This window comes from Shinella zoogloeoides (assembly GCF_022682305.1).
Classification (GTDB): Bacteria; Pseudomonadota; Alphaproteobacteria; order Rhizobiales; family Rhizobiaceae; genus Shinella; species Shinella zoogloeoides_B.
Genome location: NZ_CP093528.1, coordinates 1,686,879 through 1,700,196 on the forward strand (window position 1 = coordinate 1,686,879; position 13,318 = coordinate 1,700,196).

A 13,318-nucleotide genomic window follows, 5' to 3' on the forward strand; every position below is an offset into this window, starting at 1 on the left:
GGCGCGCAGGGGAAATAGAAGGGAAGCCGGAATTTCGCAAGGAAAGGCTGGATATCCGCTGCGGCGCATTGTAACAGGTTACGCCGAAGCGGGTCATGCAAATGCCTCATTTCGCCGACAGGAGAGCGCACGGCTGACCAGATGCCCGAGAGGGGCTTATGGGAGGGGCGCCGTCGCTCCGGCACCGGATTTTCAGGAGACCGAACTCGTATGATCTTCACATCGAATCTCATCAAGCGGACCGTGCTTTCCGCCTTCGCTGCCTCCGTTGCCATGGCCGCCGCGCCGTCGGCATCGCTGGCACAGCAGCAGGCCGCGCCGAAGGGCTGGTTCAAGGTCTGCACCAAGCAGGAAGACAATGACGTCTGCATCGTGCAGAACCTTCTGACCGCGTCCAGCGGCCAGCTCATCACGGCCGTCGGCCTCATCACCGTCAGCGGCAAGACCAACCGCAAGATCATGCAGGTCTCGGTTCCGAGCGCGCGCCTGATCCCGGTCGGCATCCAGATGCAGATCGACGGCGGCAAGGCCCAGAAGCTCGACTACGCCATCTGCATGCCCGACAAGTGCGTCGCCGAAGTGCTGCTCACCGACCAGATGCTCGCCAGCCTCAAGAAGGGCGGCGAACTGGTCCTGACCTCGGTCAACTTCCAGCGCGCGCCGAACCCGATCAAGTTCTCGCTCGAAGGCTTCACCGGCGTATTCGACGGCGAGCCGATCGAGCAGTCGCAGCTCGAAGAGCGCCAGCGCCTGCTGCAGGAAGAAATGCAGAAGAAGGCCGAGGAAGCCCGCAAGAAGCTCGAAGACGCCCAGAAGGCTGCCAAGAGCCAGTAATCCGCGGCTTCGCAGGATACGAAAAACCCGGCCATCGGCCGGGTTTTTTATTGCCGGAACGAAGGCGAGAGGCGGCTAATGGAAGATGCCGCTCTCCTCCTTCCAGCGATAATGCCCGTGATCGACGTTCATCAGCGCACGGACCTGCGGGTGGCGGATCGGCTGGCCGCTGTCGTCGGGCACGAGATTCTGTTCCGAGACATAGGCGACATATTCGGACTCCTCGTTCTCCGCGAAGAGGTGATAGAACGGCTGATCCTTCGAGGGCCGGATTTCGGCCGGAATGGAATTCCACCACTCTTCCGTATTGGCGAATTCGGGGTCCACGTCGAAGACCACGCCGCGGAAGGGGAAGACCCGGTGGCGGACCACGTCGCCGATGGCAAATTTTGCGTTACGCATCTTCATGGCGTACCTACCTTTCCGCTTATATTTGGGTAATTGCGCTGAAACATCAATAGTTCCATGCATCGCATCCGTTCTTCTCAGCTGGGGACGGCGCTTGCGTGTCCGGGCGTTTCGGCGTACCTCGAAAAGCGAATGTCTCAGCGGGTCGGATAGCATGAACAATCAATGGGGCAGGAGCGGCAACGGGCCGGGAACGGGTGGCGGCTCCGGCATCGGCGGCATCCTGTTCGCCTCCGTGGTCTGCCTCGTACTCGGCGCGGCCGGCGGCTACGGTGCTTTCCGCGTGCTGGGCGGCGCGCCTCCTTCGGACGAAATCGGCCAACGCGACCAGCGTATCGCCGAGCTTGCCGGGGAACTCGATACGCGCGTCGCGGAAGTCGAGGCAGGCAGCGAAAAGGTAAGGGCGCTGACGGCGGAAAACGGTGCGCTCACCCGGCAGATCGAGGCCCTGCGCAAGAATGCCGGCGCCTCCGACGCAGCCACCACCCTCGCCGAGAATGCCCGGCTCACGCAGGATATCGTACCCGGCCTGAAGAACGAGTTGCAACTGGCCGGCCAGCGCGTCGCCGATGCCGAGGCCCTGAAAAAGCGGGCGGAGGAGGCGGTGCGCGACCGCGAACGCCAGCTTTCCGTCCGGGCCGACCAGATCGCGCGGCTGGAAACGGCGCTGGATCAGGCGCACAGCCAGGCAGATGCGGCCAAGGATACCGAGACCGAGCGGCTGTCGGCCGAGGCCGATGCATTGCGCCGGCAATTGAAGGAAGCGCAGCGCGACGCCGAAACGGTCCGCACGAAGGACCTGCCGACGCTCAAGGCGGAGCTTGCCCGCAAGGACAGCGAGATTGCCGCGCTGAACGCCCGCATCGACGCCCTCGAAGCCGCCCGTCCGAAGGGAGAGGCCGGCAATAGCGGCACGCCGGCGCTGGACAATGCCAAGCCCGCCGATAGCCGCAGCCCGCGCAACGCCGCCCTGGTGGCGGACGCAATGAACGATACGCCCGGTCTCGACCGTCTGACGAGCGGGCAGCGCGACCAGCTCGAACGCGTGCTGGTTTCCGGCGAGTGCGTCACCAATGCGCTCGGCGGCGTCTTCAAGCGCGTGCCCGTGCTGACGCTGCGCAACCTGATGCGCGACCTCGACAGCGACTGCTAGTTCCGTCGGCAGCTCTGGCTGCCGGTTTCATGGGAAGGAGACTTGGATGAAGCGATCTGTTCTGGCGGCCGCAATCGGCCTTGCGCTTTCGGCGGGCGGCGCGCCCGCGCAGGAATTCGAGCGCAACATCATGACCGGCGGCCCGCAGGGCACCTATATCAAGATCGGCCGCGACATCGCCGCGCTCGGCGCCGAATGCGGCCTGAAGCTCAATGTCGTCGAAAGCGCCGGCTCGCTGGAGAACTTCGTCGGCGTGCGCAACCGGCGCAACACGCAGTTCGGCATCGTGCAGAGCGACGTGCTCGAATACCTGAAGACCTTCGAGGCAAACGACCCGGAGGTACAGAAGGCGGTGAAGGGCGTGCGCATCATGTTCCCGCTCTACAACGAGGAGATCCACGTGCTGGCCCGCAAGGACATTTCCAGCATGAAGGACCTCGCCGGCAAGAAGATCGCCGTCGGCAAGAAGGACAGCGGCACGTTCCTGACGGCGACGCTCATCATGGACATCCTCCAGGTGAAGGCCGGTGAGCGCATGGACATCAACCCCGACGAGGCGCTGCCCAAGCTCCTTTCGGGCGAGATCGACGCTTTCTTCTACGTCGCCGGCGCGCCCGCATCGCTCTTCACGGGCAATGCGATCGACAAGGCGAAATTCCATCTCGTGCCGATCACCGAGGCGCCGCTTCTGGCGACCTATACGCCCTCGCGCATCGAGGCAGGCACCTATTCCTTCCAGGACCAGCCGGTCGATCTCATCGCGGTGAAGGCCGTGATGATGACCTACGACTACGACATCAAGCGCAACGCCTATCATCGCGACAGCTGCAAGACGGTGGCCGATTTCTCGAGCCTCATCATCGGCGGACTGGACAAGTTGAGGACGACGGGCCATCCGAAATGGAAGACCGTCGATCTTACGGCCCTGCCGCCCGGCTGGCAGGTCGGCGTCTGCGTCAAGGCCGGCATGGCGCTGGACTACAAGCCGAGCTGCAAGCCGAACGCCGGGACCACCGGCGGCGCGGGCGACGAGAACGAGGAATACCTGAACCTCTTGAAACAACGGCTTCAGAAATAACCCCTTCGCAGGACAACAAAAAACCCGGCCGATGGCCGGGTTTTCCGTCTCGGGAGACCTCCCGCCGAAGGACGGGAGGACTGTCGCGCCGATCAGGCGGAGTAGTACATGTCGAACTCGACCGGGTGCGGGGTCATTTCGAAACGCATGACTTCCGCCATCTTCAGCTCGATGTAGGAGTCGATCTGGTCGTCGTCGAATACGCCGCCGGCCGTCAGGAACTTGCGGTCCTTGTCGAGGTTCTCGAGAGCTTCGCGCAGCGAGCCGCAGACGGTCGGGATCTTCTTTAGCTCCTTCGGCGGCAGGTCATAGAGGTCCTTGTCCATGGCCTTGCCCGGATGGATCTTGTTCTTGATGCCGTCGAGGCCGGCCATCAGCATGGCGGCGAAGCCAAGATAGGGATTGCCGAGCGGGTCGGGGAAGCGGATTTCGACGCGCTTGGACTTCGGACCCGTGCCGAACGGAATGCGGCACGAGGCCGAGCGGTTGCGGGCCGAGTAGGCGAGCAGAACCGGCGCCTCATAGCCCGGGACGAGACGCTTGTAGGAGTTCGTCGTCGGGTTGGTGAAGGCGTTGATGGCCTTGGCGTGCTTGATGATGCCGCCGATGAAATAGAGGCAGCTTTCCGAGAGGCCGGCATATTCGTCGCCGGCGAAAGTCGGCTTCGAATCCTTCCAGATCGACAGGTGCACGTGCATGCCCGAGCCGTTGTCGCCGAAGATCGGCTTCGGCATGAAGGTGGCCGTCTTGCCATAGGCATGGGCGACCTGGTGCACGGCGTATTTATAAATCTGCACCTTGTCGGCGCTGCGCACCAGCGTGTCGAACTTGACGCCGAGCTCGTGCTGGGCGGCAGCCACTTCGTGGTGCTGCTTTTCGACCGTGACGCCCATCTCCGTGAGCACGGTCAGCATTTCCGAGCGCATGTCCTGGCAGCTATCGACCGGGGGAACCGGCAGGTAGCCGCCCTTGACGCGCGGACGATGGCCGAGGTTGCCGGTCTCGTAGTCGGTGTCGTCGTTGGAGGGCAGCTCGGACGAGTCGAGCTTGAAGCCGGTGTTGTACGGGTCGGCCTTGTACTTGACGTCGTCGAAGATGAAGAATTCCGGTTCCGGGCCGGCATAGACGGTGTCGCCGATGCCCGATGCCTTGAGGTAGGCTTCGGCCTTCTTGGCCGTGCCGCGCGGGTCGCGGTTATAGGCTTCGCCCGAGACCGGCTCGAGGATGTCGCACAGGATGACCATGGTGGACTGCGCGAAGAACGGGTCCATGTGCGCCGTCGCCGGGTCGGGCATCATCACCATGTCGGACTCGTTGATGGCCTTCCAGCCGCCGATCGAGGAGCCGTCGAACATGACGCCGTCGGCGAACATGTCTTCGTCCACGACGCCGACATCCATCGTGATGTGGTGCAGCTTGCCGCGCGGGTCCGTATAGCGCAGGTCGACGAATTTTACGTCGTTTTCCTTGATTTGCTTGAGGATGTCATTGGCAGTCGTCATTAGCGAAGTCCCTGTATGTGATGACGAGAAAGAGCCGCGGCCGGAATGGCCCGGCGGGATTAGATGGCGTCGACGCCGGTTTCGCCGGTGCGGATGCGGATGACTTCTTCGACGTTGGAGACAAAGATCTTGCCGTCGCCGATACGACCGGTCTGGGCCGCGTTGCGGATCGCCTCGATGACGGCCTCCGCGTTTTCGTCCGCCAGAACGACCTCGACCTTCACCTTGGGCAGGAAGTCGACGACGTATTCGGCGCCACGGTAAAGCTCCGTATGCCCCTTCTGACGTCCAAAGCCCTTCGCCTCGGTGACGGTGATGCCCTGCAGGCCGACTTCCTGAAGAGCTTCCTTCACCTCATCGAGTTTGAAAGGCTTGATGATCGCTTCGATCTTTTTCATGAGAAGATGTCTCTCCGCTTCCCCTGTTTGCGCGGGCCATGCCCGCTGCTCACTTCAAATGCACGTAGCATGCCAAGTTGAAGCAGGATGCGTGCCAGATGGAATGAAATCCGTTTTCCAGGCGCTCCCGCTCGTCCTCACGCGGGCGATGATGCGGCTTTCCGGGCAAAAGGACCAGAGGGAATCTGCCTAAAAAATGTATCCTTCCGCGGCCGCGTTTCGATTGCGGCGGCATGTCGGGCGGGACCAGCGCCGAAAGCTGTAAATTTGAGCATATCCAATATGCATCTGCATAAAAAATGATCTTTGCCGTGCAACGAGGATACGGGCTTGTTTCCGGCGCGTCTTTGCGGGCATCCTGCGGACATGCACAAGGAAATCCAGACGCTGATCCTGTCACCCGAGGATATGGGGCGCATCGACCGGGCTGCGGCCGCATCCGGCCTTTCCTCCTATGGGCTTATGGAGCGCGCGGGGCAGGCGGTCGCGGCCGCCGTGCTACGCCGCTTTCCGGGCGCACGGCGCTTCGCCGTCCTGTGCGGGCCGGGCAACAATGGCGGCGACGGTTATGTCGCCGCGCGGGCGCTGCGCGCGGCCGGGGCCGATGTCTCTGTATATGCGCTCAGCGATCCCGCCGCACTGAAGGGTGACGCCGCGATGGCTCATACGGTCTTTGCCGGCCCCGTCGCGCCGCTGGCCGACTACCGCGCCCGGGCAGGCGACGTCGTTGTCGATGCACTGTTCGGCGCGGGGCTGGCGCGGGATGTGCCGGAAGCGGCCATTGCCGTCATCGACACGGTGCGCCGCCATGTGCTGCCCGTGCTTGCCGTGGACCTGCCGTCCGGCATCGACGGACGGACGGGGCAGGTGAGGGGCGTGGCCTTCGAGGCTGCCGCGACCGTCACGTTCATGTGCCGCAAACCCGGTCACCTGCTCCTGCCCGGAAGGGAGATGGCGGGCGAGGTGGAGGTCTTCGACATCGGCATTCCCGCGCGCCTGTTCGCCGGGCATGCCGGCCATATGCGGATCAACACGCCCGATGCGTGGCGCGCGGCAATGCCGGTGCTGACCGGCGCGGCGCATAAATATGTCCGAGGGCACCTTGCCGTCTTCTCCGGCCCGGCGACCGCCACCGGCGCGGCGCGGCTTTCCGCCATGGCCGGCCTTCGTGCCGGTGCGGGGCTTGTCACCGTGCTGTCCTCGACCGGCGCGCTTGCGGCGAATGCCGCCCATCTGACGAGCGTGATGCTGAAGGCCATGATGGACGGTGCGGACGACCTCACCGCGCTTCTGGACGACGATCGGCTGAGGACCTTCGTTCTCGGCCCGGGCTTCGGCGATGCGCCGGCGGCCCGCCGCCATGTGGAGCAGATCGCAGCGGCCGGCCGGCGCCTTGTGCTGGACGCCGATGGGATCAGTGCTTTTCGCCAAGACCCGGAGAGGCTCTTCGCGCTCTTTTCGGATGGGGAGTCACGGCTGGTCCTGACGCCGCACGATGGTGAATTCGCGCGGCTTTTCCCCGATCTTGCCAGTGACACCACGCTGTCGAAGGTCGAGCGCGCGCAGAAGGCCGCCGCTCGCGGAAACGCCGTCGTCATTCTGAAGGGCGCGGATACGGTGATCGCATCGCCGGACGGACGGGCGCTGATAAACGACAACGCCCCGCCCTGGCTGGCGACGGCCGGCTCGGGCGACGTGCTGGCCGGGATTGCCGGCGCGCATCTGACACTGGGCATGCCTGCCTTCGAGGCCGCGGCCGCGGCCGTGTGGCGTCACGGAGAGGCCGGGCGCTTGGCAGGCGAGGGCCTGACGGCGGACGATCTCATCAACAACCTGAATGGCCACGATCAAATCAAATGACTTTGCGGAGGCCGCTATTCCCGCTACAGCGGTTACACGCAACGCAGAGCCGTTCCGGCGGAATTTCCGCCGCCCTGCGCGTAAGAATTCCGCGGTGACCCACCCGCCTGCACCGTCGCGAAACAAGCCGGGAGCCGTGACCATGCCGTTGATCGATGTCGTCCTTCTTCTCCTGGTCGCGGTGGTCTGGGGCTTCAATTTCATCGTCATCAAGATCGGCCTCGAGAACTTCCCGCCGATCCTGTTCTCCGCGCTCCGCTTCCTGTTCGCCGCCGTGCCTCTCGCGCTCTTCCTGCCGCGTCCGGCGGTGTCCTGGCGAATCGTGCTCGGCATCGGCCTCGTGCTGGGCGTCGTGAAATTCAGCCTGCTGTTCATCGCCATGGATGTCGGCCTGTCGCCGGGGCTTGCGTCGCTCCTCCTGCAGTCGCAGGTCTTCTTCACCGTCGCATTGGCGGCCGTATTCTACGGCACCCGCCCGCGCCCCGCGCAGGTCGCCGGCATCCTGCTCGCCTTTGCGGGCATGGCGGTGATCGCCGCCACGGTGGATGCCAGCTTCACCTATCTCGGCCTCGGGCTGGCGCTTGCGGCCGGCCTCGCCTGGGCCTTCTCCAACATGCTGACCCGCGCGGCCGGAAACGTCGACATGCTGGCGCTGATGGTCTGGGCCAGCCTTGTGCCGCCGGTGCCCCTCGCACTTATTTCATTGGCAACGGAGGGACTGGAGCGCGATATGGCCGCCCTGCAGGGGCTTTCCTGGCAGGGTATCGGCGCCGTCGGCTATATCGCCTATGTCGCGACGATCTTCGGCTTCGGCGTCTGGGGCCTGATGATCCGCAGGCACGGCGTTTCCACGGTCGCGCCGTTCTCCCTGCTCGTGCCGATCTTCGGCATGAGTTTTTCCGCCCTCGTGCTGGGCGAGAGTTTCGGCCCCTTGCGCCTTGCCGGCGCTTTGCTCGTCGTCTGCGGCCTTATCCTGACCGTGCTCGGCCCGCGCCTGATCGACCGGCTGCGTGCCGCTCCTGCAGCCCAAAAGGCCGGATGATCAGGCCTTCGGCTGGCTGCGCGCCTGCAAGGCCCGCGCGCCGTTTGGCGCATTCACCTTGCCGGAGGTGATGAAGAAGGCGAAGACATCGCGCGGCTTGCCGGCCGGCTTCGTCTGCGGGTCGATCTTCGGCAGGTCGGACGGCTCGCCGCCGCCGGCCCAGCCCTTCAGCCGCACCGCCCATTCGTCCAGCGCCGCTTCCGGATAACAGGTCGCGATATCGTCCGACCCTTTTTGCAGGCGCGCATAGACGAAATCCGCCGTCACGTCGGCGATCTCCGGATAGTCTTCGTGCTGCGCATAGACGATGGCCGCCTTGTATTTGCGGGCGAGCGCCGCGAATTCCGGCACCATGAACGTGTCGTTACGCACCTCCAGCGCGTGTTTCAGCGGCAAGCCATCCAGCTTTTCCGGGAGCAGCTTCAGGAACCCTTCGAAATCGTCCGGTTCGAACTTCTTCGTCGGCGGAAACTGCCAGAGGATCGGCCCAAGATGATCGCCAAGCTCGGTCAGGCCCTGCGTCAGGAACTTCTCGACAGATTCCCCGCCATCCGCAAGCACCTTGCGGTTCGTCGTGAAGCGGCTCGCCTTCAGCGAGAAGACGAAGCCGTCCGGCACCTCGGAGGCCCATTTGGCGAAGGTCTCCGGCTTTTGCGAGCCGTAATAGGTGCCGTTGACCTCGATGGCCGCAAGCTCCCGGCTGGCGAATTCGAGCTGCCGCTTCTTCGGCAGCTTTTCCGGGTAGAAGGTGCCTTCCCATGGCTCGAAGGTCCAGCCGCCGATGCCGGTGCGAATGGTGCCGGTTGCGCTCATCATCGTTCTCCCGTGTGACTGGTCACTCCGCCGCGATCCGCTTCATCGGCCTACGCTCCAGCAACTCCCTGAGGAACTGGCCGGTATAGGAACGCTCGACCTTGACGACGTCCTCGGGCGTGCCTTCCGCGATCACCTCGCCGCCGCCATCGCCGCCCTCGGGGCCGAAATCGATGATCCAGTCGGCGGTCTTGATGACCTCCAGATTGTGTTCGATGACGACGACTGAATTGCCCTGGTTGACCAGTTCGTGCAGCACTTCCAGCAGCTTGGCGACGTCGTGGAAATGCAGGCCCGTCGTCGGCTCGTCGAGGATATAGAGCGTGCGGCCGGTGGAACGCTTGGAAAGCTCCTTGGCGAGCTTGACGCGCTGCGCCTCGCCACCGGACAGCGTGTTGGCCTGCTGGCCGACCTTGATATAGCCGAGGCCAACCTGATTCAGCGTCACCAGCTTGTCGCGCACGGCGGGCACGGCGGCGAAGAACTCGACACCTTCCTCGACGGTCATGTCCAGCACGTCGGCAATCGACTTGCCCTTGAAGGTGACGTCGAGCGTCTCGCGATTGTAGCGCTTGCCGTGGCAGACGTCGCAGGTCACGTAGACGTCGGGCAGGAAGTGCATCTCGATTTTGATGACGCCGTCGCCCTGGCAGGCTTCGCAGCGCCCGCCCTTGACGTTGAAGGAGAAGCGACCCGGCTGGTAGCCGCGTGCCTTGGCCTCCGGCAGGCCGGCGAACCAGTCGCGGATCGGCGTGAAGGCGCCGGTATAGGTCGCCGGGTTCGAGCGCGGCGTGCGGCCGATGGGCGACTGGTCGATATCGATGACCTTGTCGATATATTCGAAGCCGTCGATGCGCTCGTGCTCGGCCGGGATTTCGCGCGCGCCCATGATGCGGCGGGCGGCAGACTTGTAGAGCGTCTCGATGAGGAAGGTCGACTTGCCGCCGCCGGACACGCCCGTAACGGCGGTGAAGACGCCGAGCGGGATAGAGGCGGTTACATTCTTCAGATTATTAGCTTTCGCCCCGATGACCTTGATTTCCTTTTTCTTCTTCGGCTTGCGACGCTCGCCTGGAACGGCGACGGACAGTTCGCCGGAGAGATATTTGCCGGTGAGCGACGCGGGATTGGCGATGACTTCGTCGGGCGTGCCCTGCGCGATCACCTCGCCGCCATGAATGCCGGCGGCGGGGCCGATATCGACCACGTAGTCCGCCGTCAGGATCGCGTCCTCGTCATGCTCGACGACGATCACCGTGTTGCCGATGTCGCGCAGGTGCCTGAGCGTATCGAGCAGCCGTGCATTGTCGCGCTGATGCAGGCCGATGGACGGCTCGTCCAGCACATAGAGTACGCCCGTCAGGCCGGAACCGATCTGCGAGGCGAGGCGGATGCGCTGGCTCTCGCCGCCAGACAGCGTGCCGGAATTGCGCGACAGCGAGAGATATTCGAGGCCGACGTCGTTGAGGAAGCGCAGGCGCTCGCGGATCTCCTTGAGGATGCGGACGGCGATCTCGTTCTGCTTGGCGTTGAGATGCTCCGGCAGCGCCTCGAACCAGTCGCGCGCCACGCGGATCGACATCTGCGTCGTCTCGCCGATATGCAGCTTGTTGATCTTCACCGCCAGCGCCTCCGGCTTCAGGCGATAGCCGTTGCAGGCCGGGCAGGGGGCGGCCGACATGTAGCGCTCGATCTCCTCGCGCGACCAGGCCGAATCCGTTTCCTTCCAGCGGCGCTCGAGGTTCGGCACGATGCCCTCGAAGGTCTTCACCGTCTTGTAGGAGCGTGCGCCGTCCTTGTAGTTGAACTCGATCTTCTCCTTCGTGCCGTGCAGGATGGCGCTTTGCGCATCTTCCGACAATTCCGACCAGCGATTGGAGAGCTTGAAGCCGTAGGCCGCGCCAAGGGCTTCAAGCGTCTGGTTATAGTAGGGCGAGGAGGACTTCGCCCAGGGTGCGATGGCGCCGTCGCGCAGCGTACGCTCGCTTTCCGGCACGATCAGGTCCGGGTCGATTTTCTGCTGGCTGCCGAGACCGTCGCAGGTCGGGCAGGCGCCGAAGGGGTTGTTGAACGAGAACAGCCGCGGCTCGATTTCCGGGATGGTGAAGCCGGAAACCGGGCAGGCGAATTTTTCGGAGAACAGCACGCGCTCATGGGTCTCGTTCAGCGACTTGTTGGCCGAGCCACCCGCCGCCGTCTCCTCGACGGGCAAGGGCTTGTCGGCGAATTCGGCAATCGCAAGCCCCTCGGCGAGCTTGAGGCAGGTCTCGAGACTGTCCGCGAGGCGCGAGGCGAGGTCCGGACGCACGACGACGCGGTCGACCACGACGTCGATATCGTGCTTGTACTTCTTGTCGAGCGCTGGAACGTCGGCGATCTCGTAGAACTGACCGTCCACCTTAACGCGCTGGAACCCCTTCTTCATCAGCTCGGCGAGTTCCTTCTTGTACTCGCCCTTGCGGCCGCGCACGACGGGCGCGAGGATGTAGAGGCGCGTGCCCTCGCCGAATTCCAGCACCCGGTCGACCATCTGGCTGACCGTCTGGCTCTCGATGGGCAGGCCCGTCGCCGGCGAATAGGGCACGCCGACACGCGCGAAGAGCAGGCGCATGTAGTCGTAGATCTCGGTGACCGTGCCGACGGTCGAGCGCGGGTTCTTCGAGGTCGTCTTCTGCTCGATGGAGATGGCGGGGGACAGGCCGTCGATCTGGTCGACATCCGGCTTCTGCATCATCTCCAGGAACTGGCGGGCGTAGGCCGAGAGGCTCTCGACATAGCGGCGCTGGCCCTCGGCATAGATCGTGTCGAAGGCGAGTGAGGATTTGCCGGAGCCGGAAAGCCCCGTCATCACGATCAGCTTGTTGCGGGGCAGGTCGAGGTCGATGCCCTTGAGGTTGTGTTCGCGTGCGCCGCGAATGGAAATGGTCTTGAGTTCGCTCATGGTGTCCAGCGTCAGAAGGTCGTTGCACATGGCAGAAGGGATCGGCCCCTATGTAGGGATTGATGGGAGCCTGTCCATGCGCGGTCAGAAGATTCCGTGCCCGTTTCCGATTCGGTTGACAAGAGTGTAGGGAATTATTAGAACAAAAAAAGAACAAAAATTCGCAATTGATCTGTGGATTACCACCTCTGCGGGGCGGCGCGGGCGCGCGCCAGTCGATAAGATGCCGCATTCATGTAGTGGAATGAGGTCGGGCCTTCTGCCCGCGCGACAACGGGAATTACGGGTATGGCTGGAAGCGTCAACAAGGTGATCTTGATCGGGAATGTCGGGGCGGACCCGGAAATCCGCCGGACGCAGGACGGCCGGCCGATCGCCAACCTGCGCATCGCGACGTCCGAGACCTGGCGCGACCGCAACAACGGCGAGCGTCGCGAGAAGACGGAATGGCACAATGTCGTCGTTTTCAACGAAGGTCTGTGCAAGGTCGTCGAGCAATATGTGAAGAAGGGCGCCAAGCTCTATATCGAGGGCGCGCTGCAGACCCGCAAGTGGCAGGACCAGACCGGCAACGACCGCTATTCGACGGAAATCGTGCTGCAGGGCTTCAACTCGACGCTCACCATGCTGGACGGTCGCGGTGAAGGCGGCGGCGAGCGCCGCGGCGGCGGCGATTTCGGCGGCAGCAGCAACTATGGCGGCGGCGCGCCGAGCTACGACGACTACGGTTCGCGTCCGGCTTCTGGCGGTGGCGGCGGCGGCGGCAGCCGTTCGGGCGGCGGTTCGATGGCCCGCGACATGGATGACGACATTCCGTTCTAGGAAAGAGTGGTCGACGTTTTGTAAACTAAGACACCCAACTATCTGAATTCGTTATCAGAAAGTAAAGTTTACAGTTTTTCGTTAGCTGCCGAATTCCTGTCAGGTGAGTAGTGAGAAAATTTGTAAACTTTGAATGTCGCCTCTTTGCTGGATTTGCCGTTTGACTGGCGGGCAAATCATTGATAGTTGATACCATTGATCGGCATGCTGTCTGCATCCCGGTCAATGGTGTTTTGTTTTGCTCGGTAAATCTGGGTCTTAAGCGCCATTGATCGGCATGCGGACAGCATGCCGATCAATGAAAAATGCAAATACACTTATTGTTCGGTGGTCCCGCTTCTCCGACGGAGAGCGGATGCCCTTCCTAGTAAGGGCATCTACAGGCTTACCTATTGAAGCGCCGAGTTTCTGGATCACTGCCCACCGGCGGCCGTTAGGTATCCAACCCAACACACTTTTCAACGAGC

General features: G+C 63.4%; 11 protein-coding genes. 6 read left to right on the forward strand and 5 right to left on the reverse strand.

Annotated features, from left to right (window positions below; all coding sequences use genetic code 11):
* Positions 1-210: 210 nt before the first annotated feature.
* A complete protein-coding gene (locus MOE34_RS08680; RefSeq protein WP_160784224.1) occupies positions 211-834 on the forward strand; it encodes an invasion associated locus B family protein in 624 nt (207 codons plus the stop codon).
* Positions 835-909: 75 nt separating this feature from the next.
* Here MOE34_RS08680 and hspQ read toward each other — a convergent pair whose 3' ends face one another.
* On the reverse strand, positions 910-1,242 hold the full coding sequence (gene hspQ, locus MOE34_RS08685) for a heat shock protein HspQ (RefSeq protein ID WP_242222934.1): 333 nt from the start codon (positions 1,240-1,242) through the stop codon (positions 910-912).
* 154 nt (positions 1,243-1,396) lie between these two features.
* Between hspQ and MOE34_RS08690 the strand changes: the two genes are divergently transcribed.
* The gene (locus tag MOE34_RS08690; RefSeq protein WP_242222936.1) at positions 1,397-2,395 is read left to right on the forward strand and encodes a hypothetical protein; all 999 of its coding nucleotides are present in this window, start codon (positions 1,397-1,399) and stop codon (positions 2,393-2,395) included.
* A gap of 46 nt (positions 2,396-2,441) precedes the next feature.
* Positions 2,442-3,473, forward strand: coding sequence for a TAXI family TRAP transporter solute-binding subunit (locus MOE34_RS08695; protein ID WP_242222938.1), 1,032 nt, complete (start codon positions 2,442-2,444; stop codon positions 3,471-3,473).
* A 92-nt stretch (positions 3,474-3,565) separates the two neighbouring features.
* Here MOE34_RS08695 and glnA read toward each other — a convergent pair whose 3' ends face one another.
* Both glnA and MOE34_RS08705 read right to left on the reverse strand, forming a co-directional pair.
* Positions 3,566-4,975: a type I glutamate--ammonia ligase gene (glnA, locus tag MOE34_RS08700; RefSeq protein ID WP_242222940.1), complete on the reverse strand. Its 1,410-nt coding sequence runs from the start codon at positions 4,973-4,975 to the stop codon at positions 3,566-3,568.
* Between the two features lie 59 nt (positions 4,976-5,034).
* A complete protein-coding gene (locus MOE34_RS08705) occupies positions 5,035-5,373 on the reverse strand; it encodes a P-II family nitrogen regulator (RefSeq protein WP_003515720.1) in 339 nt (112 codons plus the stop codon).
* A gap of 366 nt (positions 5,374-5,739) precedes the next feature.
* On the opposite strand from MOE34_RS08705, the gene MOE34_RS08710 reads away from it, so the two are divergent.
* Together MOE34_RS08710 and MOE34_RS08715 are read left to right on the forward strand one after the other, a co-directional pair.
* A complete protein-coding gene (locus MOE34_RS08710) occupies positions 5,740-7,233 on the forward strand; it encodes an NAD(P)H-hydrate dehydratase (protein ID WP_242222942.1) in 1,494 nt (497 codons plus the stop codon).
* A 142-nt stretch (positions 7,234-7,375) separates the two neighbouring features.
* Positions 7,376-8,275, forward strand: a complete 900-nt coding sequence (locus MOE34_RS08715; protein WP_242222944.1) for an EamA family transporter — start codon at positions 7,376-7,378, stop codon at positions 8,273-8,275.
* Here MOE34_RS08715 and MOE34_RS08720 read toward each other — a convergent pair whose 3' ends face one another.
* Together MOE34_RS08720 and uvrA are read right to left on the reverse strand one after the other, a co-directional pair.
* The gene (locus MOE34_RS08720) at positions 8,276-9,088 is read right to left on the reverse strand and encodes a DUF72 domain-containing protein (RefSeq protein ID WP_242223853.1); all 813 of its coding nucleotides are present in this window, start codon (positions 9,086-9,088) and stop codon (positions 8,276-8,278) included.
* Positions 9,089-9,110: 22 nt separating this feature from the next.
* Positions 9,111-12,029 carry an excinuclease ABC subunit UvrA gene (uvrA, locus tag MOE34_RS08725; RefSeq protein ID WP_242223855.1) on the reverse strand — a complete coding sequence of 973 codons (2,919 nt, stop codon included), beginning with the start codon at positions 12,027-12,029 and terminating at the stop codon, positions 9,111-9,113.
* A gap of 288 nt (positions 12,030-12,317) precedes the next feature.
* On the opposite strand from uvrA, the gene MOE34_RS08730 reads away from it, so the two are divergent.
* Positions 12,318-12,851: a single-stranded DNA-binding protein gene (locus MOE34_RS08730; RefSeq protein ID WP_242222946.1), complete on the forward strand. Its 534-nt coding sequence runs from the start codon at positions 12,318-12,320 to the stop codon at positions 12,849-12,851.
* Positions 12,852-13,318 lie beyond the last annotated feature (467 nt).

Excerpts from the sequence above, each read along its gene's own strand:
- MOE34_RS08680 (WP_160784224.1), top strand. The coding sequence starts at position 211 with ATGATCTTCACATCGAATCTCATCAAGCGGACCGTGCTTTCCGCCTTC.
- hspQ (WP_242222934.1), bottom strand. The coding sequence starts at position 1,242 with ATGAAGATGCGTAACGCAAAATTTGCCATCGGCGACGTGGTCCGCCAC.
- MOE34_RS08690 (WP_242222936.1), top strand. The coding sequence starts at position 1,397 with ATGAACAATCAATGGGGCAGGAGCGGCAACGGGCCGGGAACGGGTGGC.
- MOE34_RS08695 (WP_242222938.1), top strand. The coding sequence starts at position 2,442 with ATGAAGCGATCTGTTCTGGCGGCCGCAATCGGCCTTGCGCTTTCGGCG.
- glnA (WP_242222940.1), bottom strand. The coding sequence starts at position 4,975 with ATGACGACTGCCAATGACATCCTCAAGCAAATCAAGGAAAACGACGTA.
- MOE34_RS08705 (WP_003515720.1), bottom strand. The coding sequence starts at position 5,373 with ATGAAAAAGATCGAAGCGATCATCAAGCCTTTCAAACTCGATGAGGTG.
- MOE34_RS08710 (WP_242222942.1), top strand. The coding sequence starts at position 5,740 with ATGCACAAGGAAATCCAGACGCTGATCCTGTCACCCGAGGATATGGGG.
- MOE34_RS08715 (WP_242222944.1), top strand. The coding sequence starts at position 7,376 with ATGCCGTTGATCGATGTCGTCCTTCTTCTCCTGGTCGCGGTGGTCTGG.
- MOE34_RS08720 (WP_242223853.1), bottom strand. The coding sequence starts at position 9,088 with ATGAGCGCAACCGGCACCATTCGCACCGGCATCGGCGGCTGGACCTTC.
- uvrA (WP_242223855.1), bottom strand. The coding sequence starts at position 12,029 with ATGAGCGAACTCAAGACCATTTCCATTCGCGGCGCACGCGAACACAAC.
- MOE34_RS08730 (WP_242222946.1), top strand. The coding sequence starts at position 12,318 with ATGGCTGGAAGCGTCAACAAGGTGATCTTGATCGGGAATGTCGGGGCG.